We start from the raw sequence: 1,171 nt of genomic DNA, 5'->3' as shown, positions 1-1,171 counted from the left end.
GAACGTAATAAACCACACGTTAACATTGGTACTATCGGTCACGTTGACCATGGTAAAACTACTTTAACAGCAGCAATCACTAAAGTTCTTGCTGAAAAAGGTCAAGCTGATTTCCAAGACTACAGCATGATCGACAAAGCTCCAGAAGAACGTGAACGCGGTATCACAATCAACACTGCACACGTAGAGTACGAAACAGATTCTCGTCACTATGCACACGTTGACTGCCCAGGCCATGCTGACTATGTTAAAAACATGATCACTGGTGCTGCTCAAATGGACGGCGCTATCCTAGTTGTATCCGCAGCTGACGGCCCTATGCCACAAACTCGTGAGCACATCTTGTTGGCTCGCCAAGTAGGTGTACCAGCTATCGTTGTATTCATGAACAAAAAAGACATGGTTGACGATGAAGAATTATTAGAATTAGTAGAAATGGAAATCCGTGAATTACTTTCCAGCTACGAATTCCCTGGCGATGACATCCCAGTTGTTGCAGGTTCTGCATTGAAAGCTTTAGAAGGCGACGCTGCATACGTTGAAGCAATCAACGAATTGATGGCAAAAGTTGACGAGTACATCCCAACTCCAGAACGTGATACAGACAAAACATTCTTGATGCCTGTAGAGGACGTGTTCACAATCACTGGTCGTGGTACAGTAGCAACTGGCCGTGTAGAACGTGGTCAAATCAACGTTGGTGACGTAGTAGAAATCGTTGGTCTTCAAGAAGAACCATCCAGCACTACAGTTACAGGTCTTGAAATGTTCCGTAAAATCTTGGAATCTGCAGTAGCAGGTGACAATGTAGGTGCATTGCTTCGCGGTATCGATCGTAAAGACATCGAACGTGGTCAAGTATTGGCTAAACCAGGTTCTATCAAACCTCACACTAAATTCAAAGCAGAAGTATACGTGTTGACAAAAGAAGAAGGTGGCCGTCATACTCCATTCTTCTCCAACTACCGTCCACAATTCTACTTCCGTACAACTGACGTAACTGGCGTTATCAACTTACCAGAAGGTACAGAAATGTGTATGCCTGGTGATAACATCACTATGAACATCGAGCTTATCACTCCAATCGCTATTGAAGAAGGCTTACGTTTCGCGATCCGCGAAGGTGGCCATACAGTAGGCGCTGGTGTTGTTACAGCTATCGAAGCATAAT

Annotated in this window: 1 protein-coding gene; it reads left to right on the top strand. The window is 44.4% G+C overall.

Features of this window, described 5'->3' with window-relative positions:
* Nucleotides 1-1,170, top strand: a 1,170-nt coding sequence (gene tuf / locus EO122_RS08130; RefSeq protein WP_127010149.1) for an elongation factor Tu, incomplete at its 5' end; no start/stop codon positions are given.
* Between the last annotated feature and the right edge of the window lies 1 nt (nucleotide 1,171).

Origin of the sequence: Veillonella sp. CHU110, assembly GCF_003992255.1 — a bacterium.
Lineage (GTDB): Bacteria > Bacillota > Negativicutes > Veillonellales > Veillonellaceae > F0422.
The sequence above is the reverse complement of the archived record's forward strand: the minus strand, read 5'-3'. Positions and strand labels throughout refer to the sequence as shown.